This window comes from Neobacillus drentensis, from assembly GCF_021560175.1.
GTDB classification, from domain to species: domain Bacteria; phylum Bacillota; class Bacilli; order Bacillales; family Cytobacillaceae; genus Neobacillus; species Neobacillus drentensis_A.
In genome coordinates this window covers 5,275,759-5,300,985 of sequence record NZ_CP091110.1, presented here as the reverse complement: position 1 = coordinate 5,300,985, position 25,227 = coordinate 5,275,759, and the positions used below count along the sequence as shown (strand labels likewise).

The following is a 25,227-nucleotide window of genomic DNA, read 5'->3' as shown; positions in this document are numbered from 1 at the left end:
AATTTGTTGTAGTATGTTCATAGAGGGAAAATTTCTAGTTAAGGGAAGGGATGTAAATGTCGAAACTTTTGTATATTACAGCAAACCCTAAAAATGATATAAAACGATCAAAAGGGATGCAAATCGGCGAAGTATTTTTAGAGGAGTTTAAGGCTGCCCAGCCGGAAGTGGAAATTGAACGGTGGCACTTATATGATATGGAAATCCCTGATATTGACATGGATCTTTTATACGCACGGGCTAAATTATCCTTTATGGGTTATACAAAAGAGCAATTATCGGAAGCAGAACGGACCAAGCTTGAAAAAATGCATGAGCTTGCTGACCGATTTATTGCTGCTGATTACTATGTGTTTGTGACGCCGATTTGGAATCTTGGCGCCCCTTCGATACTGAAGAAGTTTATTGATAATTTATTTATCGTTGAAAAAACGTTTACCAATACACCAGATGGTCCAAAGGGACTTTTAACAGGCAGAAAAGCGATTCATATTCAAACCCGCGGCGGTATCTATTCCTCCGGTCCAATGGTTGACTTTGAGTTTGGCGACCGCTACTTACGCAAAGTATTCCAATTCCTTGGCTTCGAGAGCTTGGATACCGTAATTGCAGAGGGATTGGATCATTTTCCAAAACAGATACCGGAAATTATGGCCAAGGCAAAAGAACAAGCGGCCGAAGCAGCACGAGAAATGGCAAAGGAAACCGTTACTATATAAAAAGAAAAATGCGACTCGCTCTGAGCCGCATTTTTCTTTTAGGCTGTGTGAAGATTATTGTTGATGTGGAGCGGAAATCAACATTCAAGATTAACACAGCCTTAATTTAAAATTTACCTGTAAATTGAAAGAATAAAACAAGAATCCCTAATGCCCAAACATAAATCGCAAACGGCTTTAAAGAATGCTTTTTTAAATAGCTAATCATCCATCTTACGGCAACGTAGCCAAAGAGGGCAGAAGCTATGATCCCCACTAGTAATGCCGATAGGGTGATGGTTTCGCCTTGGCCTTCAAGTAAATCCTTGGTCTGCAGGACAATCGCGCCGGCAATCGCTGGCGTCGATAAAAGAAAAGAAAAGTAAGCGGCAGTTTCCCGGTCTAATTTACGCCAAAGTGCCGCAACAATGGTCATCCCCGAACGTGAAATGGCCGGCATAATCGCAACCGCCTGAAAAGTGCCAATGATGAAGGCATCCTTATAGCCGATATCATCCATTTTTTTATACCCATTTTTAGCTGAATCGGCAAGCCACAGAAATATTCCCGTCATTAAAAATTCCCAGCCAATCGTCACACCTGTTTTCGAGATTTCATCAATATAATCCTTAAAAGCAAGCCCAAATACAACGGCAGGTATTGTTCCCACGATTAACAAAAGAGTTAATTTGCTAAACGGATTTTTAAGTATTTTGATAAACTCAGCTTTATAAAAGACAAACACAGCCAATAAGGTCCCGACATGCAGCATGGTATCAAGCAATAGCCCCGCTTCTTGAAGGCCGAATAAATTTCTTCCTAAGTAAAGATGTCCTGTACTGCTGATGGGCAAAAATTCAGTTAAACCTTGAATTATTCCGAGGATTAATGCTTCCAGTTTTGTTAACATACGCTCCCTCTCATTCTAAAGTGATCTAAGCCTGTACACTAATGAATATGCAGGAAAGAACGATTTCATGAAGTCCTCTTCCATTTTAGGAGGTATTAAATAAAAGATTGGTAGATGAAATCAAAATAAGTGCAAAGGGAACGTCTTCTCCCATAAAATAGGATTATACTTGCCTGAGAGGAGAAACGTATTTTGGAAAATTCTCATCTTCATTTTAATACGTCTATTGGGGTCAAAAAGCCGGAAAATATCCGAAACAAAGAACAGGCATGTCCATTTTGTGAAAGAGACCAGTTGACCGGCATCATTGCTGTGGATGGCCCGATCATTCTCTTGAAAAATAAATATCCTGTCCTTGAAAATACGTATCAAACCGTGCTAATAGAAACAGACGATTGCCATGGCGACCTCTCCACCTATTCCAACGAGCATCTCCATCGGTTGATTCAATTTGGCCTTACTGCTTGGTTAGACATGGAGAAATCGGGGCAATACCGATCGGTTATTTTTTTCAAAAATCATGGTCCGCTGTCGGGAGGGACCATCGCCCACCCACATATGCAGATTGTCGGCTTGCATGATATTGATTATCGAAAAAAATCGTCACATGATATGTTTGAGGGTCTCCTCATTGCCGAGAACCATGGTGTCCAGCTTACCTTGTCGACAAAGCCGCGCGTGGGCTTTTATGAATTTAATATCGAAATGGAGGATTCCGGATACAGGGAGGAGTTCGCGGAATATATTCAAACGGCGGTCCACTATATTCTGAATCATTTTCCTTTTAAAGCCACAAGCTATAATATCTTTTTTCATCATCTGGATGATAAAATTTATGCAAAAGTGGTCTCCCGGTTTGTGACTACCCCGTTATACATTGGGTATGGCATTCCACAAGTCCCGAGTAATTTAGAATGGATGGCAGAAGAGGTACGAAAGATCTATTTTCAAATCATGTAAATAAAACCAGCAGCCGGTTATAAGTTGAGATTTGTCGTTTTTCAAAATATAATGGAGGAATGGACAAGTTTTTTGTAAGGTGGAACCAATATGACTTCAAAAAGCAATACAACTTCAAAACTTGATTACAGCCTTGTTTTTATATTAATCTTGCTTTTTCTAGCGAGCTGTTTAGCAATCTACAGTGCCCAGGCAAGCGGACAGTATAAGGAGAACTTTTTAATCAAGCAAATCGTCTGGTATGTTGTTGGGGGCGGTATTATTACCATGGTAATGACCCTTGATTCAGACCAATTGAAAAAATTAACTTGGTACGCATACGGGTTGGGCATCTTTTTGCTAGCTTTTTTAATTGTTGCACCCGCAAGTATTGCTCCGGTCATTAATGGGGCAAAGAACTGGTTTGTGCTACCAGGGGTTGGCTCAATCCAGCCTTCTGAGTTTGTGAAAATTTTTATTATTCTGGGCCTTGCACGTGTGGTTGATCAACATCATTTGAAAAATCCAGTTAAAACACTGCAAACTGATTTTTGGCTGTTAATTAAAATGGGTATCGTCACGATGGCTCCGTTGGGAATGATCATCAAGCAAGACTTAGGGACCTCGCTTGTTTTCTTGGCTATTTTAATTGGCATGATTTTTATTTCCGGCATTTCATGGAAAATTTTAGTGCCGATATTTGGGTTTGGTATTATCTTAATTGGTACGATATTTTATTTTGTTCTTTGGAGTCCGGATGTGTTGGAAAAGTATCTGGGGGTTGGTGAATATCAGCTTCGCCGGATTTACTCTTGGCTTGATCCCTATAGTTATGAAGGGACGGATGCTTACCAGCTGACGAAGTCCTTGCTTGCCATCGGCTCCGGTCAAACAGGCGGTAAAGGCTTTGGCAACCGTGAAGTCTATTTACCTGAAAGTCAAACGGACTTTATTTTTAGTGTCGTGGGTGAGGAATATGGCTTTATCGGTTCAAGTGTGTTAATCAGCTTATTTTTCCTGCTTATTTACCATATTACGAAGGTTGGCATGGAAACAAAGAACAATTTTTATACGTATATTTGTGTTGGTGTCATCAGTATGATCACCTTCCACGTGTTCCAGAACATCGGCATGACCATTGGCGTTCTGCCGATTACGGGTATCCCGCTGCCTTTTATCAGCTACGGGGGAAGTGCCTTGATGGGGAACATGATGGGATTGGGATTAATTTTCTCGATTCGCTATCATTATAAAAAGTATATGTTTTCTACTTCGGCATAAAAAGAGCGACTTGGGTTCGCTCTTTTTTTTGTGCTTTTTTAAGATCGGGGCGAGGAATCAACGGGTCACTTCTCAAAGTCAAAGTACAGTTCGCGGAATTATTGGGAAAGTTCGCGGAAAAAACATAAAAAGATACGGAATTAATCCCGAAGTTCACGGAAAAAATCCATAAATCCAAGGAAATATCGTCCAGATCCGCGGAATCAACGAATCAAATCTCAAGTCAAAGTACAGTTCGCGGAATTATTGGGAAAGTTCGCGGAAAAAACATAAAAAGATACGGAATTAATCCCGAAGTTCACGGAAAAAATCCAAAAACCCACGGAAATATCGCCCAGATCCGCGGAATCAACGAATCACCTTTCAAGTCAAAGTAGAGTTCGCGGAATTATTTCGCAAATTCACGGAAAAAACATAAAAAGATACGGAATTAATCCAGAAGTTCACGGGAAAAATCCAACTATCCACGGAAATATCGCCCAAGTCCGCGGAATCAACGAATCAAATCTCAAGTCAAAGTACAGTTAGCGGAATTATTTCGCAAATTCGCAGAAAAAACATAAAAGATACGGAATTAAACCAGAAGCTCACGGGAAAAACCCAACTATCCACGGAAATATCGTCCAAGTCCACAGAATTAATCCAAATTACCCCCAAGACCCTGCCTGCTAACAAATATGGTAAAATGGTATAAACAGTTACAGGCAAAAAAAGTGGTACAAGACCCGTACGCAAATAGCATGGATGGAAGGTGTCAATAATGGAGAAAGAATTTACAGCTCAGTTTGAAGCATTACTCGAAAAATACAGTGAGCTCCTCGTTGGCGAAAGCAAAGAAGACACAAAAGAAAAAGTGAAGACTTGGGCTTTATATTCACACATAGCCAAGACCATGCCAGCCCTAGCGAAGCACTGGAATGAACTTTATCCTGAGGCAAAAGAAGAAATAAAACAAATCAGTCTAGAAATTAAACAGCTAAATGAGCAGCATCGAAAAGCAAAGAAATAATAAAAACGGCCATGCAGGTGACATGGCCGTTTTGCTTACATTTGGTCATCAGACTGATTGCTATCTGTAGGCTTGTAAGTCTGGCTTGATTGAGTATCAGATTGTTTAGCTTGATTATTAATATCTGTCATATCATTCTCTTCACCGAACTCGGTTGCATAATTAGACTGGCCGTAGTTTTGACGGGTCGTATCCGTTTTGGACTCGCCCAATGGAGCAAATAATAGCGGAAGACAAGCAAGTCCACTAAGTCCAACAAGACTATAAATGATTCTAGATAGCGCTGAATCTTGCCCGCCAAAAAGGGCTGCTACTAAATCAAATTGAAAAAACCCAATTAGTCCCCAGTTAATGGCCCCAATAATCACTAAAACTAAAGCAACTCGTGATAAGGTCTTCATGTTTCTTCACCTCCCGAATAGAGTATAAAAATATCGTTTTTAGCATTTGTATTAAACCCAAATATCATACAGCCTTAATAAAACTAAATAACTTCGGCTCAATAACTAAGCCTAGCGCTTGTATTGGCTATTCTGGCTGTTTCGTTTATCAATGCTGGCTTCTTCATTTCCAGGGCCCGCATTACCCTTCACACTAGCTGCACTAACACCAGCTTTGGAAGGGTTCTTTTTCATTTTTGCCATCATTATCACCTCATGAATAGGATGCCCAGCCTCATAAAAATATGTAGTCGAAAAATGTGTTTAAAAAAAATTTTAAATTTCGCGTTTATTGATTGCACAAATTTTCGAAATATTTTATATTAAATAGTAGCAGGACTCATTCATCAATGAATTTTTTTTGCTATAAAAATGAATGAGCATTCATTCAAAGTTAAAGGGGGAGACAATGTTGAACCAATTGATTAAAAAAGCAGCTGTCCTTGGATCAGGGGTAATGGGATCTGGAATCGCAGCTCACTTAGCAAATATCGGGATCCCAACACTGTTATTGGATATCGTGCCCAAGGAATTAACAAAGGAAGAGGAAGCCAAAGGGCTTACCATTGCAGAAAAATCCGTTCGCAATCGAATTAGTGCACAAAATATACAAAAATTATTAAAACAAAAGCCTGCACCACTCACCTCTAAAAAGAATCTCGCCCTCATTGAGGCAGGTAACCTCGAAGACGATTTAGTGAAACTAAAGGATGTTGACTGGGTCATTGAGGTAGTGGTCGAAAACCTTAACGTAAAGAAGCTGGTTTTTGAAAGAGTCGATCAATACCGCAAACCTGGCAGCATTGTCAGCTCAAATACCTCTGGAATATCAGTCGAAGCGATGGTGGAAGGACGCTCCGAAGATTTTAAAAAGCACTTCTTAGGAACACACTTCTTTAACCCGCCGCGGTATTTAAAATTACTTGAAGTCATCCCAACTCAATATACGTCGCCAGAAGTACTATCATTCATGAAAACGTTTGGTGAGGATGTATTAGGGAAAGGCGTTGTAATTGCTAAGGATACCCCAAACTTTATTGCCAACCGGATTGGTACATATGGGCTCCTTGTCACTGTTAGGGAAATGGTAAAAGCCGGCTTAAGTGTCGGTGAAGTAGATTCCATCACTGGACCATTAATCGGCCGGGCAAAAAGTGCCACATTCCGGACATTGGATGTCGTCGGACTAGATACTTTTTATCATGTAGCCGGCAATGTCTATGAACAAGTGGAAGGCAAAGAGAAAGAAGTTTTTGAAATTCCTGCCTTTCTTAAGACTATGGTCGAAAAAGGCTGGCTCGGCAGCAAGTCAGGTCAAGGATTCTTTTTGAAAAAAGGTAAAGAAATACTGGAGTTAGATCCTGCTACATTAGAATATGGGCCGCGTAAAAAATTAACAACCCCAGCAGTTGAGTTGGCTAAGCAGGAAAAAGGCACTGCTAATAAATTGAAAGCGCTTGTATACGCAGATGACAAGGCTGGTCAATTTTTATGGAAAACATTCACGGAATCCTTTGTATACGCTGCACAGCTATTAGGTGTGATTGCGGATGATATTGTCGCCATCGACCGGGCGATGAAATGGGGCTTTGGCTGGGATATGGGGCCATTTGAAGCCTGGGATGCGATCGGTGTGGAAAAATCCGTGCAAAAACTGAAAGAAGCGGGAGTGGAAGTACCAGCTTGGATTACTGAGATGCTTGAAAAAGGTCATACCTCCTTCTACTTAGAAGAAAATGGCGAGCAGTTCTATTATGATAACGGTCAATATCGACTAGTGGAAATCAATCCAAAGGCGATTGACCTCAAGAAAATTAAGAAACAAAAGGGTGTTATTAAAAAGAACAGCGGCGCAAGTTTGATTGATATCGGTGATGGCGTTGCCTTACTCGAATTCCATTCACCTAACAATGCGATTGGTCTCGATATTGTTCAAATGATCAATTTTTCAGTCGATGAAGTCGAGAAAAATTATAAAGGATTGGTCATCGGCAACCAGGGGAAAAACTTCTGCGTTGGAGCTAACCTCGCGATGATGTTAATGGAAGTGCAGGATGACAATATTTATGAATTAGATATGATCGTCCGTCACCTTCATAGCGCTTTGTTAAAAGTGAAGTACAGCTCGAAGCCGGTCGTGGCCGCTCCATTTGGCATGACACTTGGCGGCGGTGCCGAGGTTTGTCTGCCTGCAGCCCATATTCAAGCATCATCGGAAACGTATATGGGTCTTGTCGAGGTAGGAGTCGGTCTTCTTCCAGGCGGAGGCGGAAACAAAGAACTTTACATGAAGCACTTAGAGAATCTGCCAAACGGGGTCCCATTTGATTTGCAAAATATCGCCAATAAAGTGTTCGAAACGATTGCCACCGCAAAAGTGTCCACGTCTGCAGCAGAAGCACGCGAAAATAACTTTTTAAGCTCTTCTGACGGTATTAGTTTTAACAGTGATCATCTCATTTATGATGCCAAACAGGCTGTGCTTGCCTTACATGAACAAGGATTTAAACCAAGAGTACGCCGGAAAGTGCCGGTAGTTGGCGAAACAGGCTATGCCACCTTATTGCTCGGGGCAGAAGCGATGCGTTTATCCGGTTATATTTCGGAGCATGATTTAAAAATTGCCAAGAAGATTGCCTATGTCATTGCGGGCGGCCGCGTTCCATTTGGAACAGAAGTCGATGAGCAATACCTCTTAGATTTAGAGAGGGAGGCTTTCTTAAGTCTGATTGCCGAGCCAAAATCACAGCAGCGCATGCAGCATATGCTCGTGAAAGGGAAACCGTTAAGAAACTAATACGAGATTAAGAGAAAGTGAGGGAGATTCGATGAGAGAAGCAGTGATTGTTGCCGGGGCACGGACCCCGGTTGGTAAGGCAAAGAAAGGAACGCTTGCTACTGTTCGTCCTGATGACTTAGGAGCATTGGTCGTAAAAGAAACACTAAAGCGTGCAGGAAATTATGAAGGGAATATCGATGATTTAATCATTGGCTGTGCGATGCCCGAAGCGGAACAAGGAAACAATATGGCCCGCAATATCGGGGCATTGGCAGGTCTTCCCTATACAGTCCCTGCGATTACCGTTAATCGTTTCTGTTCATCTGGATTGCAGGCGATCGCCTATGCCGCACAAGGAATCATGCTTGGGCATACCGATACAGCGATTGCCGGCGGTGCGGAATCGATGAGCATGATTCCAATGATGGGGCATGTCGTCAGACCGAATATTAAACTTGCGGAAACGGCACCGCAATATTATATGGGAATGGGACATACGGCAGAGCAGGTTGCTCAAAAGTATGGTATATCCCGTGAAGACCAAGACGCATTTGCGGTTAGAAGCCATCAGCGTGCCGCGAAAGCCATTGCAGAAGGAAAATTCGTTGATGAAATTGTCCCTGTCGATGTAACCATTCGTACGGTTGGAAATGACAATAAACTTGTTGAAAAAACAGTTCAATTTTCCATGGACGAAGGAGTTCGCCCGGATACCAATTTAGAGACACTTGCCAAACTTCGTCCAGCTTTTTCGGTAACGGGTTCTGTAACAGCAGGTAATGCCTCACAAACAAGTGACGGGGCAGCAGCCTTAATGGTGATGGATCGTGAGAAGGCAGAAGCACTAGGATTAAAGCCGCTGGCAAAATTCCGTTCGTTTGCCGTGGGCGGCGTCCCGCCTGAAATTATGGGGGTCGGACCTGTTGTCGCGATTCCAAAAGCAGTTAAGCTCGCTGGCCTGGAGTTATCAGATATTAATTTATTTGAATTAAATGAGGCATTTGCATCCCAATCCTTGCAAGTCATCCGGGAGCTTGGTCTAAATGAAGAGATTGTCAACGTAAACGGGGGGGCCATTGCCCTTGGACACCCGCTAGGCTGTACGGGAGCGAAATTGACTCTCTCCTTAATTCACGAGTTAAAACGACGCAATGAACAATTTGGTGTAGTGACGATGTGTATTGGCGGCGGAATGGGTGCAGCCGGAGTATTTGAACTATTGTAGTAAAAGAATAGGAGGAATTTTAATGACTGAAACAAAAAAAGTTGTCAAAGGCGGAAGCTTTTTAATTGAGGATCTTTCCTATCAAGATATATTTACACCAGAAGATTTTAATGAAGAGCATTTAATGATTGCCCAGACAGCTGCGGACTTTGTAGAAAAAGAAGTTGTTCCGCAGATTGAGCATTTAGAAAACCATGAATTTGATCGCACTGTAAAACTGTTAAAGAAAATGGGCGAGCTTGGTTTATTAGCTGTTGACGTGCCTGAAGAGTTTGAAGGTTTAGGCCTAGATAAGGTCACTTCATCACTGATTACTGAAAAAATGGCGGGTGCAGGCGGATTCTCCCTCTCATATGGAGCACATGTCGGGATTGGTTCCCTGCCAATTGTGTTATTCGGAAATGATGAGCAGAAGACAAAATATTTACCTGCCCTTGCATCTGGCGAAAAGATTGCCGCCTATGCCTTAACAGAGCCGGGCTCAGGATCGGATGCCTTAGGTGCGAGAACAACAGCAAAACTAAATGCAGCTGGAACTCATTATATCCTGAATGGTGAAAAACAGTGGATCACGAATGCCGGTTTTGCCGATGTATTTGTCGTATATGCAAAAATCGATGGCGAACACTTCACTGCATTCATTATAGAAAGGGACTTTCCGGGAGTATCAACTGGTGCCGAAGAAAAGAAAATGGGCATCAAGAGCTCATCGACTCGCACCTTGATTTTAGAGGATGTAGAGGTACCTGTTGAAAATCTATTAGGTGAGTTTGGAAAAGGCCATGTCATTGCCTTTAACATCTTAAACATTGGCCGTTATAAATTGGCAGTCGGCGCTGTTGGCGGTTCAAAGAAAGCCTTTGATATGACAGTTAAATATGCGAATGGCCGCAAACAGTTTAAAACAGCGATTTCTCAATTTAACTTAACAAAAGAGAAGTTTGGCACGATGGCATCTAAAATATATGCGGCTGAAAGTTCAGTCTATCGTACGATTGGTTTATATGAAGACAACCAAGGAAAGCTTTCCACCGAGGATGCGAAAGATCTTAAAAAGGTGGCAAATGCGATCGCTGAATATGCGATTGAATGCTCGGTAAACAAATTCTTTGCGAGTGAAGTTTTATCCTATGTAGTCGATGAAGGAGTACAAATCCATGGCGGCTATGGCTTCATGCAGGAATATCCGATTGAAAGAGCTTATCGTGATGCGAGGATTAACCGGATATTTGAAGGAACCAACGAAATTAACAGACTGCTGGTTCCCGGAACACTAGTGAAAAAAGCATTAAAAGGCGAACTGCCACTATTCCAAAAAGCTTTAGCTCTGCAAGAGGAATTAATGATGTTAATGCCAGAGGAGCCTGGTGACGAGCCGTTAGCTCAGGAAAAATACCTTGTGAGAAATGCCAAAAAGATTGCCTTATTGGCATCTGGATTAGCAGCTCAAAAATTTGGTAAGGCATTAGAAAGGGAGCAAGAAATCTTAGCCAATATTGCAGATATTGTTTCGAATGTTTACGCGATGGAATCCGTTGTGCTCCGTACAGAAAAAGCGATTGCCAATGGCGGCTTAGACAAGAATCAGCAAAAACTTCTTTATACCCAAATTTTCTGTCAAGAAGCCTTTAATGAAATCGAAGCAACTGCGAAAGAATCGCTTGTAGCGATTGAACAAGGCGATACACTTCGAATGATGTTAACCTCGCTTCGCAAGTTCACACGCCACCAGCCAATCAACGTGATTGCCAAAAAACGGGCAGCTGCTGACGTAGTGATTGAAGCAGAACGTTATACAGTTTAACCATTCGGGAGCCCCTTCATTATTTTGTTGGGGCTTTATTATATTTTTAAAGTGGGAAGGAAAATATACAAAAGGTGTCGAATTTTTCCTATTAGGAGTGCGGTCCATTAGGATTTTGGAAGGCCATATGATAAACTTTTTATGAATGAAACGGATAGGGTGGTGAAACGATTGGCTTTAACCTTTTACTGGTATCCCAAATGCGGCACATGTCGAAATGCGAAGAAATGGCTGGATGCCCATCATCTTTCCTATGAAGAAGTACATATTGTTGAGCAGCCCCCATCACGCGAACAGCTGCAGGAATTTTATCAAAAAAGCGGCTTGGAATTAAAGAAATTTTTTAATACAAGCGGTTTAAAGTATCGTGAATTAGGGATTAAAGATAAAATGAAGACGGCAACAGAGGATGAACTGCTTGATCTGCTGGCATCTGATGGGATGTTAATCAAAAGGCCACTTCTGACGGATGGCGAGCGTGTTATCGTTGGTTTTAAGGAAGAAGAGTTTGCAAAAACTTGGCTTTAAAAAAAGTTAATCGATGTTTATTAAGAAACTGGAGGGATTTTTCAAATGAGTTTACCAAAAGAATTGCGTTATTCTGAAGAGCATGAATGGGTAAAGGTTGAAGGCGAGAAAGTCCGCGTTGGGATTACTGACTTTGCACAGCATGAACTAGGCGATATCGTTTTCGTTGAACTTCCAGAGGTTGGTGCAGATGTATCAGCTGACGAACCTTTCGGCAGTGTAGAATCTGTTAAGACGGTTTCGGAGCTCTATGCACCTGTTAGTGGTAAAGTGGTTGAAATCAATGAGGATTTGAGTGACAACCCTGAATTTGTCAACGAATCCCCATATGAAAAAGCATGGATGATTGTGATTGAGCCTTCTGATGTAAGTGAAGTAGACAATTTAATGTCTGCTGAGCAATATGAAGAAATGATTAAAGAAGACTAATTTTTTAAAAGCACCTATTTATGGGTGCTTTTTCTCTTAAATTTCCACTCCTTTTCTTGTCCGGCGGGGACAGACTAAACCTAAACCATATCGAAAAGGGTGGAAGAAATGACATTAAAACAGCAAAAGATTGATGTTACTGACCGAGTGGTTGGAAAATTAAAGAATGGTGAAATTGAACTGTTTCTTGAAAATACAGCAATAGGAAAAATAAAGCTTTCTGATCAGATGCAAGTCGAATTGGATCATCACTTTGAGGCTGAACAGCAAAAAATTTATCAGCATGTCACTGTAACTGAACAGCCGAATGCTAAGTATACCGACTGTGATGATGGTGGATGGTGTTAACATAATTTCAAGCAAATACCTATTTCTTAGCGGACAATCATGTTATAGTTAACTTACTAACAAGATGGTACACGAAATCAGTATTTTAGAATATGTTAACATAAACAACTTTATATTACAGGTGATGGGATATGAATGATTCGTATGTTGACAAAGTTCTTATTGTCGAAGGAAAATCCGATAAAAATAAGGTGAAGAATATTGTGAAGGAACCTGTGGAGATTATCTGCACAAATGGAACCATCAGTCATTCTAAACTAGAGGAATTGATTGAGTTTCTAGAGGATAAGGATGTCTATATCCTCGTCGATGCAGATGATTCTGGTGAGAAGCTTCGCAAACGATTTAAACGAGAATTTCCCCATGCGGAGCATTTGTATATTGACCGGATGTATCGGGAGGTAGCAACAGCACCTGAACACCACCTGGCAATGGTCCTATTAGGGGCTAATATTGATGTCCATGCTGAGTTTTTAGAAATGAGTTAATGCGTGATGAATGAATGGAATCGAACTGAATTGGCTGATTTCCTCGACCATGAGGGAATCGGTCTGTTATATTTTTATACGCCTCTATGCGGTACTTGTCAGGTAGCTTCTCGAATGCTTCAAATCGTAGAGGAGCTTGTAGATGTGGCGATGGGAAAAATGAACTTGAATTTTTATCCGGATTTGGCGGAGAATTTTGCTATTGAAAGTGTACCCTGCCTGTTGATTATTCGTAACGGTGAGGTCGAGGAAGCGATTTATGCGTTTCATTCTGTCCCTTATTTACTTGAAAAAATTAAATCTTATCTTGGGTGAGCAGATGCGGGGTGCCGCATCTGTTTTTTGTATGAGTGGGGTGGGCGAAGAAGGAATTGTGCCCATCACAGTAAAAGGAAAACCGTAGCGGTCAAAATAAAAAGGAATAGTGCCCGCCACGGTAAAAAAGAAGCCGAAGCGGTCAAAATAAAAAGGAATAGTGTCCGCCGCGGTAAAAAGGAAACCGTAGCGGTCAAAATAAAAAGGAATAGTGTCCGCCGCGGTAAAAAGGAAACCGTAGCGGTCAAAATAAAAAGGAATAGTGCCCGCCGCGGTAAAAAGGAAACCGTAGCGGTCAAAATAAAAAGGAATAGTGCCCGCCGCGGTAAAAAGGAAATCGTAGCGGTCAAATTAAAAAGGAATAGTGCCCGCCACGGTAAAAAGGAGACCATAGCGGTCAAAATAATAAACCATTAAAATAAAATAAAGCTACCATGTTTATAAAAAACAGCTCGGGCACAGTAAACATACAAACAAAACATACACACCACAAAACTATTCATAAAAGAGCCCCTTTGTCTTTCCATTACAGACCAAGTTTTGTTTTAAAACCCTCCTAATAGTCTTCTTTGAATCAATACTCTCACACCATTCAAAAACTAAATTAGTTGTTATTCTTTCATGAGGATAAAGCAGCCTTATTTCCTCGACAGCTCTTACTACAGCAGCATCAATCCCTTCACGATGACCACAAACCCTACATTGTAAATATCTATCATTTATAGATACACCAAAAGAATGACAACCCCCACAAATAACCCCTTTCTTTAACCGATCAATCGAATACTTCGAATACTTTTCATAAGGAGATTCCGTCTGGTGCATAGAGACCAATTGCTCAGCAAGACTTTTATGGTGTCCATTCAAAGTGGACGATTTTCTATTTAATTTACTCATAAAATCGGGAAGCTGATTTGGATAGACAATGGGTTGATTCATTGGGGATTGATATAAGTGGAATTTAGGGTTAATAAAAATAACATAGGCCTCAATAGCCATGCGGTACCCGAGACTTTGGAGAAGCTGCCTAAGCAGTGATTCACAGCGTTCCAATTGCAGCAATGGATTCTTGATTTCCTTATTGGAAGTGAGAGAATAAAACCGGCCATTTTCATAATAAAAATCACCTTCAAAATTTTTTACCTCAAAAAGATAAATGGGCCCCTGTCTAATCATCAACGAATCCATTTGAAACTGGCTATTATTTGACTCCAGCAGCAAGTCATGTAAGAGGTAACTTGGAGGCGCGAGCTTTTCCGTTAACAAATCAAACACTTTTTCACCCTCATATCCTTTAGCTTTATTATGAAGAGACTTTTTTTCCTTTTCTTCTAACACTGTTCGAGCGTCTAATAACTTTAATAGTCTTAATTCAAGCGGTTCCGGGCGATCCTTTAAAATCATACTCCACATCCTTTCTAACCTTCATTTTAACGATAATTCCGTGCCAAAGATTTGACTATTTTTTAACACTTTCGAAGACTCGACATATTTCTCAGGAAATCGTCTTAAATAGCCTAATTCAACAGAGAATTGTCGAGCGATAATCAAAGGAATCCCGTCCTCGATGCTGAATAAGTAAACTATTACGTGCGCACAGACCGGAGTGGTAGAGATGAACGAACTGGCAGAAAGATTTTTAGAAAAATTCACCTTACAGGGCCATATCTTTAGCCTTATCAAACATGCAGATATAAAAGTAAAATTTTATTGTGAACAGGATACTGCGACTATCCAAATTAAAAATGGCCAAATGTCGTTACTAAATGATCCAGAAATCATTTGTTCGGAAGTCAAAGGGGACATACAAGCCATACAACAGCTTTTTGAAGGAACCGAAACACTGCGAACACTTGAAAAGAAAGGAAAGCTAACCATAACCGCCCCCCTAAGAACCACACTGCTACTCGAATCCATCTTCTTTTTAACAAAAGCACATAAAAATCTTGCTAAAGTTATGTAATCCTATATGTTGACTCGGAATTAAAATTCTAGTAATCTATAGTTAACAACAATCGAACTTTCAGAATCTTATCTAGAGTGGTGGAGGGACTGGCCCTTTGAAGCCCGGCAACCGGTTTACGAACACGGTGCCAATTCCAGCAGAGCAAACCAGCTCGAAAGATGAGAAGAAGAACCCCCTCTTCTTCGGAAGCGGGGGTTTTGTCGTTCTATTGTCAAAAAGGAGGAACAGGAAATATGGCGGATAATCAAAAGAAGTACCGTTTTGAAACACTAAGTGTTCATGGAGGCTTGTCACCCGATCCTGTAACAGGAGCACGTGCTGTTCCAATCTATCAAAACAATGCCTATCAATTTAAAAATACCGAACATGCGGCCAACCTTTTTAGTCTTGCAGAACCTGGTTACATATACACACGAATTCACAACCCGACAACCACTGTATTTGAAGACCGCGTTGCCCTGCTGGAAGGCGGAGTGGGCGCACTCGCTGTTGCCAGCGGGATGGCAGCGATTACACTTGCGATTTTAAATGTCGCTGAAGCAGGCGATGAGATCGTGGCTGCATCCAATCTTTACGGTGGAACCTATAATTTATTGGCAGTCACCTTGCCTAAATACGGAATCAACGTAAAATTTGTTGATGCCGAAAATCCGGAAAACTTCCACCAAGCGATTACGGAAAAAACAAAAGCGGTCTTTGCCGAAACGATTGGTAATCCAAGTTTACGAGTACTGGATATTGAAAAAGTAGCCGACATAGCCCATGCAGCAGGGGTCCCCTTAATTATTGATAATACATTCGCCACCCCATACCTCTGCCGTCCAATCGAGCATGGTGCGGACATCGTTGTGCACTCTGCAACCAAGTGGTTGTTAGGGAACGGAACCACAACCGGTGGAGTTATCGTCGATGGCGGAAAGTTTGATTGGAATTCATCACGATTCCCAGGCTTCACCACCCCTGATGACAGCTATCATGGACTTGTCTATGCAGAAGCCTTAGGGGCGGTCGCGTATATCATAAAAGCCCGCGTTCAATTATTGCGCGATCTTGGACCTGCGCTAAGCCCGCAAAATGCATTTCAGTTCACAATAGGGCTTGAAACCCTTCATGTGCGGATGAAGGAGCATGTAGCCAATACCAAGCAAGTTGTGGATTATTTACTAGCTCATCCGGCGGTAGCATGGGTATCCTATCCTGGTCACAGCTCCCATCCTGATTATGAGTTAGCGAAAAAGTATTTACCAAAGGGTGCGGGTTCCATGGTTGTCTTTGGTATTAAAGGTGGAAAAGAAGCAGGTGCCAAATTGATCAATTCCTTGACACTCTGGGCCCATGTTGCCAATGTTGGTGATGCTAAGAGTCTAATTATTCATCCTGCCAGCACCACACATCAGCAGTTAGACACTGAAGGACTGAAGGCTGCCGGTGTATCAGAGGATTTAATCCGTCTTTCCATCGGTATTGAGAATGTCGAGGATCTAATCGATGACTTGGAGTCAGCGATTGAAGCTGCAACAGGATTAGCCTCATTAAAAGCGAAAGCCTAAATTTTACCTATTAATATATTCCGAGAAAATCGTTGACACCTATTTTTAGACATGATACGATAACTTTTGTTAAAATAATTTTAGTTAAACAAATAACAAGTTAAATTGAATATAGAAGCTGTAAGCTCTTATCAAGAGAGGTGGAGGGATGTGCCCGATGAAGCCCGGCAACCGTCAATATTTATTGAAATGGTGCCAATTCACACAAAGCATTTGCTTTGGAAGATGGGAGAAAGGTTTATTTTTCATAATGCCTTTCTGCCCGTGCAGAAGGGTATTTTTATTTTTCTGAAATAATAGAATCCTTTATATACATGCAGTTAACCCTATATTCAAATAAAGTCAATAAAAAGTAGGTGATCAAATGATTTCTATTCAGAATGTTCGGAAGATATTTCCTGGTAAAAAAGGGGACCTCAAGGCAGTCGATGATGTGAACCTTAAGATTGAAGAGGGAGAAATTTTCGGTGTAATTGGCTATAGCGGAGCCGGAAAAAGTACGTTAATCCGTATGTTAAACGGCTTGGAGATTCCAACAGAGGGCAGTGTTACAGTTGCCGGCCGTGTAATTTCAAAAATAAAGGGCTCAGAATTACGAAAGGCCCGCCAAGAAATCAGTATGATCTTCCAGCACTTCAACTTATTGTGGTCCAGAACAGTTAGTGAAAATATCGCCTTTCCATTAGAAATTGCGGGTGTCAAAGGACCGCAACGAAAGAAACGAGTGGCCGAATTAGTCAAACTAGTCGGGTTAGAAGGCCGGGAAAATGCTTATCCATCCGAACTTAGCGGCGGTCAAAAACAGCGTGTGGGGATTGCCAGAGCGCTTGCGAATAACCCTAAAGTCTTGCTTTGTGACGAAGCAACTTCAGCGTTAGATCCGCAAACCACGGATTCGATCCTAGAATTACTGGTGGATATCAATAAACGCCTTGGGTTAACGATTGTATTAATTACCCATGAAATGCATGTGATTCGAAAACTCTGTCACCGCGTTGCTGTGATGGAAAGCGGCAGGGTCGTCGAACTTGGTTCGGTGCTGGATGTATTTAAAAAACCACAGCAGCCAATCACGAAGCGATTTGTCCAGCAAGTATCAGAGAATGACGATACAAAAGAAGCAGTTGAACATTTACTAGAACAATATCCATCCGGACAGATTGTCCAATTAACCTTTATTGGCGAATCAGCGGAGCAGCCAGTAATCACCAATTTAATCCGTAATCATCCGGTTACCGTAAATATTTTACAAGGTAAGATTGCGCAAACGCAAAACGGATCATATGGAACCTTGTTCATTCATATCGATGGCGACAACAAGGAAGTCAACCAGGCGGTTGAGTTCATTCGCTCTCAGCATGTAGGAGTGGAGGTGGTTACAAATGATTAAACATTATCTGCCAAATGTTGACTGGTTAATCATGTGGGAGGAAACGAAAAACACCCTTTACATGGCCGGCATTTCCGTGGTTGCAACGTTTATTTTAGGGACTTTATTAGGATTAATTTTATTTCTTACATCCAAAGGCAACCTCTGGGAAAACAAGCCGATTAACGGTGTGATTAGTGCGATTGTCAATATTTTTCGTTCGATTCCGTTTATTATCCTAATAGTCTTATTAATTCCGCTGACAACCATTTTAGTTGGAACAATGATTGGTGAAGATGCGGCATTACCTTCTCTTATTATTGGAGCAGCTCCATTTTATGCAAGAATGGTGGAAATCGGCCTCAGAGAAATTGATAAAGGGGTCATTGAAGCGGCGAGATCAATGGGCGCTACTACTGGAACGATCATATGGAAGGTGTTATTACCAGAATCCATGCCAGCCCTTATTTCCGGTATCACTGTTACTGCGATTGCCCTTGTTGGATACACGGCGATGGCAGGTGCGATCGGAGCCGGCGGTCTTGGGAACCTTGCCTATAACTACGGTTTTCAAAGAAACCAGAACGACGTTACGGTAATTGCTACCGTCATAATTTTATTAATTGTTTTTGTAATTCAGTTTATCGGTGATTTTATCACTTCAAAATTAGATAAAAGATAAAAGGAGAGGTCAACATGAAAAAGTGGGTAACAGTAATTTTAGCCTTATCACTCGTGTTAGCATTAGCTGCTTGTGGTAAATCAGAACAAAAGTCTGAGGGAACAGATTCAAAAAGTAAAACAACAACATTAGTAGTCGGAGCATCAACTGTTCCACACGCAGAAATCTTAGAAAAAGCGAAACCAATTTTAAAAGAAAAAGGTATTGATTTACAGATTAAGACGTTTACTGACTATGTACTTCCAAACAAAGCCTTACAATCAAAAGAATTAGATGCAAACTATTTCCAGCACATCCCATACCTAGAGTCACAAAATAAAGAGTTTGGTTATGGATTTGTAAATGCTGGCGGAATCCACATCGAGCCAATCGGTGTCTATTCAAAAAAATATAAAAAATTAAGTGATCTTCCTACAGGCGCTCATTTAATTATGAGTAACTCTGTTGCGGACCATGGCCGTCTGCTTTCATTACTTGAAGCTCAAGGACTAATCAAATTGAAGTCAGGTATTGATAAAACAAAAGCTGAAATTAAAGATGTAGTAGAAAATCCTAAGAAATTAGTATTTGATGCAGATTATGAAGCAAAACTTTTACCACAAATCTATAAAAACGGTGAAGGTGATGCGGTTTTAATTAACTCAAACTACGCGATTGATGCCGGCTTAAACCCAATCAAAGATTCAATTGCAATTGAAGACAAGAATTCTCCTTACGTAAACGTCATTGCCGTTCGTAAAGGGGACGAAAACAAGCCTGCAATCAAAACACTTGTAGAAGTTCTTCACTCTAAAGAAGTTCAAGACTTTATCCTTGATAAATACAAAGGTGCAGTTGTACCGGTTTCTGAGTAATATAAATAGGTAAAAACGGGTAAGTCAGTGAGTAATTCACTGGCTTTTCCTTGTTATTGCACTACATGAAAGTATCCCATTGGGTAAAAATAGAAAGGTCTTTATGGTCTATTACAGTTGGAAATGGTAGAAAAATGAGGTATGATTTTATTCGGGTCATTCTTACATAAGGAGTTTTATCTGAATTTTCATTTAAACACTCGCTTTATATTCTCAATTAGCATTTGCTTAATGAAAATAGAACTCTGTTTCCACTGTTTAAGAGTTGCTAATACATTTCATTTGTTATAAGATTGTAATGAGAATAAAATGAGAATAGAGTTACAAAGAAACTTGCATTGCAAGCAATAAACACTTTCTTTTCGGAGGTATAAATATGGCTGGATCAACTTTAACGATCAAAGATTTACATGTAGCAATTGATGGGAAGGAAATTTTAAAAGGTGTAAACCTTGAAATAAAAGGTGGAGAAATCCACGCAATCATGGGACCAAACGGAACAGGTAAGTCAACCTTATCCTCTGCGATTATGGGACACCCAAAATATGAAGTAACTAGCGGTTCCATTACTCTGGACGGACAAAATGTTCTAGAAATGGAAGTAGATGAGCGCGCTCGGGCAGGTCTATTTTTAGCGATGCAATACCCAAGTGAAATCAACGGGGTAACAAATGCGGACTTCTTACGTTCAGCTATTAACAGCCGTCTTGGCGAAGGAAACGAAATTTCCCTTATGAAATTTATCCGTAAAATGGATAAGCAAATGGAATTCCTTGAAATGGATTTGGATATGGCACAACGTTATTTAAATGAAGGATTTTCTGGCGGTGAGAAAAAGCGGAATGAAATTCTTCAGTTAATGATGATCGAACCAAAAATCGCGATCTTAGATGAGATTGACTCAGGTCTAGATATTGACGCTCTAAAGGTTGTTTCAAAAGGTGTCAATCAAATGCGCGGAGAAGATTTTGGCTGCTTAATTATCACGCACTATCAACGTCTGTTAAACTATATCACTCCTGACCATGTGCATATTATGATGCAAGGCCGTATTGTTAAATCAGGCGGTTCAGAGCTGGCACAACGCTTAGAAGCAGAAGGATATGACTGGATCAAACAAGAGCTTGGCATTGAAGACGAAACAGTTGGGCAAGAAGCGTAACACACGTGTTAGGAGGATTACAATGACAACAGAAACCAAATTACCAGTGGATCAGGAGTTTGTTCGTTCGTTCTCTCAAGAAATGAATGAGCCTGCTTGGTTTGAGGAATTCCGGCTTAAAGCGTTAAACGAATTTGAGCAGCTTTCCATGCCTAGACCTGACAAAACTAAAATAGATAAATGGAATTTTACGCAATTCCAACAGCATACAGTTAAAAGTGATGCCTATTCTTCCCTTGATACTTTGCCAGAGGAAGTAAAAGCATTAATCAATATGGATACGGAAAATAAAAACCTCTATATCCAACGTAATCAAACACCAGCATTTTTGACCTTAACAGAAGAGCTAAAAAGCCAGGGTGTAATCTTTACAGACCTATTCACAGCTGTAAGAGAACATGGTGACCTTTTGAAAAAGTACTATATGACACAAGCCATCAATATGGATGAACACCGTTTAACAGCTCTGCATGCAGCACTTGTAAACGGAGGTGTGTTCTTATACATTCCTAAAAATGTAGAAATTAAAGAGCCAATCCAGGCAGTGTTTGTTCAAGATCATCCTGAGGCAAATCTGTTTAACCATGTTATTGTCGTTGCAGAAGACAATAGTGCGGTCACATACGTAGAAAACTATATTTCTACTGTGGAAACCTCAAATACCCTTGCGAATATTTTAACGGAGGTTATTGCCAACGTTAATGCAAAAGTTCAATACGGGGCTGTTGATTACTTGGCAAAAGGGATGACTACCTATGTCAACCGCCGTGGTGTAGCAGGCAGGGATTCTCAGATTGAATGGGCTCTTGGCCTTATGAACGAAGGGAATACCATTTCTGAAAATACAACTAACTTGCTTGGCGATGGATCAACGGGCGATACGAAAACTGTTGTAGTTGGCCGTGGCGATCAGACCCAGAACTTTACAACCAAGGTTGTTCATTTCGGTAAAAATACGATCGGAAACATTTTAAATCACGGTGTTGTGAAGGATAGCGCCACTTCCATTTTTAACGGAATTGGTAAAATCGAACATGGTGCCTCTAAATCAGATGCAGAGCAAACCTCTCGTGTATTAATGCTTAGCGAAAAAGCGCGCGGGGATGCCAATCCAATTCTTTTAATTGATGAAGATGATGTTGTAGCAGGGCATGCGGCCTCCGTTGGACGCGTTGATCCAGTTCAACTTTATTATCTAATGAGCCGCGGAATTCCGAAAACAGAAGCAGAACGTTTAGTGATTCACGGTTTCCTTGCTCCGGTTGTTACGCAGCTGCCTATAGAAGGAGTTAAGAAACAATTAACTGAAGTGATTGAAAGGAAAGTCCGCTAATGAATATCCAAGATATTCGTAACCAGTTTCCAATCCTAGATCAAGAAGTGAATGGCAGCCCATTGGTTTACTTGGATAGCTCAGCTACTTCCCAAAAACCGCTTCAGGTTATTGAAACGATTGAAAAGTATTATCGCGAAATTAACTCCAATGTCCATCGTGGTGTGCACACGCTCGGAACAAGAGCTACCGATGCATACGAAGGGGCAAGGGAAAAGGTTCGTAAATTCATAAATGCTAAATCCATACAGGAAGTCATTTTCACAAGAGGCACAACAACTTCCCTTAATACGGTAGCTTCCAGTTATGCAGCTGCCAATTTAAAGGAAGGCGACGAAATCGTTATTACTTACATGGAGCATCATAGTAACATTATTCCATGGCAGCAAGTAGCGAAACGGACAGGTGCCGTGTTAAAATACATTCCGCTTCAAGAAGATGGCACGCTTTCTCTTGAAGATGTACGGGCAACGATTACAGCCAATACGAAAATTGTATCTGTGATGCAGGTTTCTAACGTGCTTGGCGTCATCAATCCTGTTAAAGAAATTGCGCAAATTGCTCACGAAAATGGAGCAATCATGGTTGTTGATGGTGCTCAAAGTGCACCACACATGAAAATTGATGTTCAAGATCTTGATTGCGATTTTCTTGCATTCTCTGGACATAAAATGTGTGGACCTACCGGTATCGGGGTACTTTATGGAAAGAAACACCTGCTTGAAAGCATGGAGCCAATTGAATTTGGCGGAGAAATGATTGATTTTGTCCACCTGCAAGAATCAACCTGGAAGGAACTGCCTTGGAAATTTGAAGGCGGTACACCTATTATTGCCGGTGCCATTGGTCTTGGAGCTGCGATCGACTTTTTAAATGAAGTCGGCTTAGACAATATTGCGGAGCACGAACATAAACTTGCAGCCTATGCGCTTGAAAAAATGTCTGCTGTTGAAGGCATGACCATTTATGGCCCGCTTGATGCTGCCAAACGTGCCGGACTGATTACTTTTAATATTAAAGACGTTCACCCGCATGATGTGGCAACCGTTTTGGACGCAGAAGGAATTGCTGTTCGTGCCGGCCATCATTGCGCACAGCCGCTGATGAGATGGCTTAACGCTTCAGCTACCGCACGTGCAAGTTTTTATTTATACAATACTGAAGAAGATATTGATAAACTCGTTGAAGGGCTTGTCAAAACAAAGGAGTATTTCAGCGATGTCTTCTAATAATTTAGATGCATTATACCGTCGAGTGATTATGGACCATTATAAAAAACCCCGTAATCGCGGAGTTTTAGAAGATGGAAGCCATACGATTAATATGAATAACCCTACCTGCGGCGACCGGATTCAATTAACCTTTAAGGTCGAGGATGGGATCGTCAAAGATGCCATGTTTGAAGGAGAAGGCTGCTCGATTTCGATGTCTTCTGCCTCGATGATGACGCAAGAGATTAAAGGGAAAAAAGTTGAAGAGGCGCTAAAATTATCAGAGATTTTTTCTGAAATGATGCTAGGGAAAGAACACGATGATTCCATTGATTTAGGTGATATTGAAGCACTCCAAGGTGTTTCCAAATTCCCTGCGAGAATTAAATGTGCGACATTAGCATGGAAGGCAATGGAAAAGGGATTGAAGGAAGAGGAACAAAAGTAAAACGATTGGGCTAATGCTCTAATCGTTTATGAAGGAGGAACTCGACGATGGCGAAAAAAATGCCGGAAATCGGTGATTATAAATACGGTTTTGCCGATAAAGACGTTTCCATTTTCCGATCAAAACGTGGATTAACACGTGAGATTGTTGAAGAAATATCAAAAATGAAGAATGAACCACAGTGGATGCTTGACTTCCGCTTAAAGTCGCTTGAGCATTTCTACAAAATGCCAATGCCACAATGGGGCGGCGACTTAAATTCTTTAAGCTTTGATGAAATTACTTACTATGTAAAACCATCTGAAAAGTCCGAGAAGTCATGGGATGAAGTACCAGAGGAAATCAAAGCGACTTTCGATAAGCTTGGAATCCCTGAAGCAGAGCAAAAATACCTTGCTGGGGTATCTGCACAGTACGAATCAGAGGTTGTTTATCATAACATGAAGGAAGACCTTGAAGAGCTTGGAATCGTCTTTAAAGATACAGACTCTGCTTTAAGAGAAAACGAAGATATTTTCCGTGAACACTGGGCAAAAGTAATTCCGCCAACGGATAATAAATTCGCAGCCTTAAACTCAGCGGTTTGGTCTGGCGGTTCATTCATCTATGTACCACCAGGTATTAAGGTAGATACGCCATTACAGGCCTACTTCCGAATCAACTCTGAAAACATGGGACAATTTGAACGTACCCTTATTATTGTTGATGAAGGCTCATCCGTACACTATGTAGAAGGGTGTACAGCACCGGTTTATACAACGAACTCCCTGCACAGTGCGGTTGTTGAAATCATCATTAAAAAGGATGCTTACTGCCGTTACACAACGATTCAGAACTGGGCAAACAACGTGTATAACTTGGTTACCAAGCGTGCCGTTTGTGATGCGAACGCAACCATGGAATGGATCGATGGTAATATCGGTTCTAAGTTAACCATGAAATATCCTGCCGTTATTTTAAAAGGCGAAGGTGCACGTGGGATGACTTTATCGATTGCCATTGCAGGTAAAGGTCAGCACCAGGATGCTGGTGCAAAAATGATTCACTTAGCACCAAATACTTCTTCCACTATTGTATCTAAATCAATCTCTAAGCATGGTGGTAAGGTAACCTACCGTGGTCAGGTTCATTTTGGACGTAAGGCTGATGGCGCACGTGCAAATATTGAGTGTGATACATTGATTATGGATAATCAATCAACTTCTGATACGATTCCATACAATGAAATCTTAAACGATAATATTTCTCTTGAGCACGAAGCAAAGGTATCGAAGGTTTCGGAAGAGCAGTTATTCTACTTGATGAGCCGCGGTATTTCTCAGCAAGAAGCTACTGAAATGATCGTAATGGGCTTCATCGAGCCATTTACAAAAGAATTACCAATGGAATATGCCGTTGAGATGAACCGTCTGATTAAGTTCGAGATGGAAGGCTCTATCGGTTAATCTTTTATAGATAC

At 41.1% G+C, this 25,227-nt stretch carries 27 protein-coding genes and 2 riboswitches; of the genes, 23 read left to right on the top strand and 4 right to left on the bottom strand.

Annotated features, from left to right (window positions below):
* Window positions 1-56: 56 nt before the first annotated feature.
* Window positions 57-719: an FMN-dependent NADH-azoreductase gene (locus tag L1999_RS25245; RefSeq protein ID WP_235741037.1), complete on the top strand. Its 663-nt coding sequence runs from the start codon at window positions 57-59 to the stop codon at window positions 717-719.
* A gap of 106 nt (window positions 720-825) precedes the next feature.
* Here the strand turns inward: L1999_RS25245 and L1999_RS25240 are convergent, their stop codons facing one another.
* Window positions 826-1,608 carry an undecaprenyl-diphosphate phosphatase gene (locus tag L1999_RS25240; RefSeq protein ID WP_235741036.1) on the bottom strand — a complete coding sequence of 261 codons (783 nt, stop codon included), beginning with the start codon at window positions 1,606-1,608 and terminating at the stop codon, window positions 826-828.
* Window positions 1,609-1,800: 192 nt separating this feature from the next.
* On the opposite strand from L1999_RS25240, the gene L1999_RS25235 reads away from it, so the two are divergent.
* The 3 genes from L1999_RS25235 to L1999_RS25225 all read left to right on the top strand — a co-directional run bounded on the left by L1999_RS25235 (window position 1,801) and on the right by L1999_RS25225 (window position 4,837).
* On the top strand, window positions 1,801-2,568 hold the full coding sequence (locus L1999_RS25235) for a DUF4931 domain-containing protein (RefSeq protein ID WP_235741035.1): 768 nt from the start codon (window positions 1,801-1,803) through the stop codon (window positions 2,566-2,568).
* A gap of 90 nt (window positions 2,569-2,658) precedes the next feature.
* Window positions 2,659-3,828, top strand: a complete 1,170-nt coding sequence (locus tag L1999_RS25230; RefSeq protein WP_235741034.1) for an FtsW/RodA/SpoVE family cell cycle protein — start codon at window positions 2,659-2,661, stop codon at window positions 3,826-3,828.
* Window positions 3,829-4,588: 760 nt separating this feature from the next.
* Window positions 4,589-4,837 (top strand): DUF2573 family protein, encoded by a 249-nt coding sequence (locus L1999_RS25225; RefSeq protein WP_235741033.1) that lies wholly within the window; start codon window positions 4,589-4,591, stop codon window positions 4,835-4,837.
* A gap of 35 nt (window positions 4,838-4,872) precedes the next feature.
* Here L1999_RS25225 and L1999_RS25220 read toward each other — a convergent pair whose 3' ends face one another.
* Both L1999_RS25220 and L1999_RS25215 read right to left on the bottom strand, forming a co-directional pair.
* Window positions 4,873-5,238: a DUF378 domain-containing protein gene (locus tag L1999_RS25220; RefSeq protein WP_235741032.1), complete on the bottom strand. Its 366-nt coding sequence runs from the start codon at window positions 5,236-5,238 to the stop codon at window positions 4,873-4,875.
* Between the two features lie 111 nt (window positions 5,239-5,349).
* Window positions 5,350-5,481 carry a YuzL family protein gene (locus L1999_RS25215; protein ID WP_215045145.1) on the bottom strand — a complete coding sequence of 44 codons (132 nt, stop codon included), beginning with the start codon at window positions 5,479-5,481 and terminating at the stop codon, window positions 5,350-5,352.
* A 205-nt stretch (window positions 5,482-5,686) separates the two neighbouring features.
* On the opposite strand from L1999_RS25215, the gene L1999_RS25210 reads away from it, so the two are divergent.
* The 9 genes from L1999_RS25210 to L1999_RS25170 all read left to right on the top strand — a co-directional run bounded on the left by L1999_RS25210 (window position 5,687) and on the right by L1999_RS25170 (window position 13,610).
* Window positions 5,687-8,074, top strand: a complete 2,388-nt coding sequence (locus L1999_RS25210; protein ID WP_235741031.1) for a 3-hydroxyacyl-CoA dehydrogenase/enoyl-CoA hydratase family protein — start codon at window positions 5,687-5,689, stop codon at window positions 8,072-8,074.
* A gap of 31 nt (window positions 8,075-8,105) precedes the next feature.
* Window positions 8,106-9,281, top strand: a complete 1,176-nt coding sequence (locus tag L1999_RS25205) for an acetyl-CoA C-acetyltransferase (RefSeq protein ID WP_235741030.1) — start codon at window positions 8,106-8,108, stop codon at window positions 9,279-9,281.
* 22 nt (window positions 9,282-9,303) lie between these two features.
* The gene (locus L1999_RS25200; RefSeq protein ID WP_235741029.1) at window positions 9,304-11,085 is read left to right on the top strand and encodes an acyl-CoA dehydrogenase family protein; all 1,782 of its coding nucleotides are present in this window, start codon (window positions 9,304-9,306) and stop codon (window positions 11,083-11,085) included.
* Between the two features lie 171 nt (window positions 11,086-11,256).
* The gene (locus tag L1999_RS25195) at window positions 11,257-11,613 is read left to right on the top strand and encodes an arsenate reductase family protein (RefSeq protein WP_235741028.1); all 357 of its coding nucleotides are present in this window, start codon (window positions 11,257-11,259) and stop codon (window positions 11,611-11,613) included.
* A gap of 45 nt (window positions 11,614-11,658) precedes the next feature.
* Complete coding sequence (gene gcvH / locus L1999_RS25190; protein WP_235741027.1) at window positions 11,659-12,042, top strand: glycine cleavage system protein GcvH; 384 nt, start codon at window positions 11,659-11,661, stop codon at window positions 12,040-12,042.
* 108 nt (window positions 12,043-12,150) lie between these two features.
* The gene (locus L1999_RS25185) at window positions 12,151-12,390 is read left to right on the top strand and encodes a YusG family protein (RefSeq protein WP_235741026.1); all 240 of its coding nucleotides are present in this window, start codon (window positions 12,151-12,153) and stop codon (window positions 12,388-12,390) included.
* Between the two features lie 131 nt (window positions 12,391-12,521).
* Window positions 12,522-12,878 carry a toprim domain-containing protein gene (locus L1999_RS25180; protein WP_235741025.1) on the top strand — a complete coding sequence of 119 codons (357 nt, stop codon included), beginning with the start codon at window positions 12,522-12,524 and terminating at the stop codon, window positions 12,876-12,878.
* Between the two features lie 6 nt (window positions 12,879-12,884).
* Window positions 12,885-13,193, top strand: coding sequence for a thioredoxin family protein (locus tag L1999_RS25175; protein WP_235741024.1), 309 nt, complete (start codon window positions 12,885-12,887; stop codon window positions 13,191-13,193).
* 27 nt (window positions 13,194-13,220) lie between these two features.
* Window positions 13,221-13,610: a hypothetical protein gene (locus tag L1999_RS25170; protein WP_235741023.1), complete on the top strand. Its 390-nt coding sequence runs from the start codon at window positions 13,221-13,223 to the stop codon at window positions 13,608-13,610.
* 78 nt (window positions 13,611-13,688) lie between these two features.
* Here L1999_RS25170 and L1999_RS25165 read toward each other — a convergent pair whose 3' ends face one another.
* Window positions 13,689-14,597 (bottom strand): nuclease-related domain-containing protein, encoded by a 909-nt coding sequence (locus L1999_RS25165; RefSeq protein WP_235741022.1) that lies wholly within the window; start codon window positions 14,595-14,597, stop codon window positions 13,689-13,691.
* A gap of 211 nt (window positions 14,598-14,808) precedes the next feature.
* On the opposite strand from L1999_RS25165, the gene L1999_RS25160 reads away from it, so the two are divergent.
* From L1999_RS25160 to sufB, 10 genes are all read left to right on the top strand, one after another.
* Window positions 14,809-15,156, top strand: a complete 348-nt coding sequence (locus L1999_RS25160) for a sterol carrier protein domain-containing protein (RefSeq protein WP_235741021.1) — start codon at window positions 14,809-14,811, stop codon at window positions 15,154-15,156.
* Between the two features lie 65 nt (window positions 15,157-15,221).
* A riboswitch (SAM riboswitch) is annotated at window positions 15,222-15,324 on the top strand.
* A gap of 68 nt (window positions 15,325-15,392) precedes the next feature.
* The gene (locus L1999_RS25155; RefSeq protein WP_235741020.1) at window positions 15,393-16,709 is read left to right on the top strand and encodes an O-acetylhomoserine aminocarboxypropyltransferase/cysteine synthase family protein; all 1,317 of its coding nucleotides are present in this window, start codon (window positions 15,393-15,395) and stop codon (window positions 16,707-16,709) included.
* Between the two features lie 125 nt (window positions 16,710-16,834).
* Window positions 16,835-16,941, top strand: a riboswitch (SAM riboswitch).
* Between the two features lie 132 nt (window positions 16,942-17,073).
* Window positions 17,074-18,099 carry a methionine ABC transporter ATP-binding protein gene (locus L1999_RS25150; RefSeq protein WP_235741019.1) on the top strand — a complete coding sequence of 342 codons (1,026 nt, stop codon included), beginning with the start codon at window positions 17,074-17,076 and terminating at the stop codon, window positions 18,097-18,099.
* A complete protein-coding gene (locus L1999_RS25145) occupies window positions 18,092-18,760 on the top strand; it encodes a methionine ABC transporter permease (RefSeq protein ID WP_235741018.1) in 669 nt (222 codons plus the stop codon). The genes L1999_RS25150 and L1999_RS25145 overlap by 8 nt, the downstream gene beginning before the upstream one ends.
* A gap of 14 nt (window positions 18,761-18,774) precedes the next feature.
* Window positions 18,775-19,614 carry a MetQ/NlpA family ABC transporter substrate-binding protein gene (locus L1999_RS25140; RefSeq protein ID WP_235741017.1) on the top strand — a complete coding sequence of 280 codons (840 nt, stop codon included), beginning with the start codon at window positions 18,775-18,777 and terminating at the stop codon, window positions 19,612-19,614.
* 376 nt (window positions 19,615-19,990) lie between these two features.
* Complete coding sequence (gene sufC, locus L1999_RS25135; RefSeq protein ID WP_215045160.1) at window positions 19,991-20,776, top strand: Fe-S cluster assembly ATPase SufC; 786 nt, start codon at window positions 19,991-19,993, stop codon at window positions 20,774-20,776.
* Between the two features lie 22 nt (window positions 20,777-20,798).
* The gene (sufD, locus tag L1999_RS25130) at window positions 20,799-22,109 is read left to right on the top strand and encodes a Fe-S cluster assembly protein SufD (protein ID WP_235741016.1); all 1,311 of its coding nucleotides are present in this window, start codon (window positions 20,799-20,801) and stop codon (window positions 22,107-22,109) included.
* Window positions 22,109-23,338 carry a cysteine desulfurase gene (locus L1999_RS25125; RefSeq protein ID WP_215045162.1) on the top strand — a complete coding sequence of 410 codons (1,230 nt, stop codon included), beginning with the start codon at window positions 22,109-22,111 and terminating at the stop codon, window positions 23,336-23,338. The genes sufD and L1999_RS25125 overlap by 1 nt, the downstream gene beginning before the upstream one ends.
* The gene (gene sufU / locus L1999_RS25120; RefSeq protein WP_215045163.1) at window positions 23,328-23,768 is read left to right on the top strand and encodes a Fe-S cluster assembly sulfur transfer protein SufU; all 441 of its coding nucleotides are present in this window, start codon (window positions 23,328-23,330) and stop codon (window positions 23,766-23,768) included. The genes L1999_RS25125 and sufU overlap by 11 nt, the downstream gene beginning before the upstream one ends.
* Before the next feature lie 47 nt (window positions 23,769-23,815).
* On the top strand, window positions 23,816-25,213 hold the full coding sequence (gene sufB / locus L1999_RS25115) for a Fe-S cluster assembly protein SufB (RefSeq protein ID WP_235741015.1): 1,398 nt from the start codon (window positions 23,816-23,818) through the stop codon (window positions 25,211-25,213).
* The last annotated feature ends 14 nt before the right edge of the window (window positions 25,214-25,227 follow it).